This window comes from Kamptonema sp. UHCC 0994 (assembly GCF_029167235.1).
Taxonomy (GTDB): domain Bacteria; phylum Cyanobacteriota; class Cyanobacteriia; order Cyanobacteriales; family Microcoleaceae; genus Kamptonema.
Map to the genome: position 1 here is coordinate 1 of NZ_JARFTR010000077.1, position 1,169 is coordinate 1,169.

Annotated in this window: 1 protein-coding gene; it reads right to left on the reverse strand. The window is 45.0% G+C overall.

Translation table 11 applies throughout. From position 1 onward, the window contains the following. Positions 1-32: 32 nt before the first annotated feature. Positions 33-1,096 (reverse strand): ISKra4 family transposase gene (locus PY364_RS07460; protein WP_275521610.1). Its coding sequence is split into 2 segments (ribosomal slippage): positions 33-940 and positions 940-1,096, totalling 1,065 coding nucleotides; the frame shifts between segments, so codons are not numbered across the junction. Between the last annotated feature and the right edge of the window lie 73 nt (positions 1,097-1,169).

Here is a 1,169-nt window from a genome sequence, read left to right on the forward strand (position 1 = left end):
GGGAGCATCCCGATTTGGTAAAAACAAAAATATTAAACTGCAAATTCGCCATTCAGGTAGGCACAACGCAGTTGTAACATTTGGGAAACACTTTCCGATTTCCACTGTGCGCCTGAAATTTTTAGCCTTCTACCGATCTGCTTGACGGCTGATTCTACCGCTCCTGAACCGATAGAGCCTGGTTGTAATTGCTGACAAGTCTCATAGTCCACAAGGCGGAGACGATGTTTTTTGAGGTAGGCACGGAAATTAACAACTTGCCGACGGTGGCAGTTGTCAAAAATGGCGATCGCATCCTCTACCCGACCACGCCATAATAAAGCCTCAGCCTGTCTAATCCGCTTACGGGAGCCACCAACTTTATAAAGATTTTCTTTCAGGTGATACCAGTCTAAGATTTCCTGCCGTTGTTCCGTTGTCGCAATTTCATTGAATAAATTCCAAACACCATCGTGACCATCTCCTAAACAGATTACAGGATTAGTTAGCGGCTGACTGTTTACCCAGTCCGTGAGACTTAAGTTATCTTGGAAGAAAGCACCATAATAAAGGTCTTGCAAGCGCACTGCCTTATAATCGCGCCACTCACAGGGCAGTCCCCGTTCTGTTCGCAGTCGCACTTTACCGCCATCTATGCTGAGTTGTGCGATCGCCCCAGACGCTTGAGAATAGGAAAATTCTTGACGCTGCACCAACCTATGTTGACTGCTATGACCAACTTTAACACCCGTGAGGGTTGCCAGGTCAACAGAAGCATTTTGATATGACTCGGAAGCACAAAGTAGAAGACAGCATTTTTTTAGCAGAGGACTTTTACGGCTGTAAGGCTCCACGCTCAAGCGGTTTGCTTGTTTTTGTGTAATTTTGAGCCGTCCTACACAACTGTTGAGTGTGCGCGATCGCCCTTTGACTGTTTTGGTGACTTTTTGGATAAAAAAAGGGCAACTTTGGGGCTAACATACTCTAACATTTGTTGACGTACTGCTTTCTCAATCCCTTCTAAGGTCACTATTTCTTCTGGAGCTGTATTTTTGTAGAGGATTTGCGAAATCTCCTGAATACAAGCTGATAGGCGCAATTGTTCTTCGGGAGTTATGCTCATTTTTTTACCTTCGGTAGTCTCTTTATTGTATCTGCTGCCAGTCTTTTTGCAAAATCGGGATGCTCCC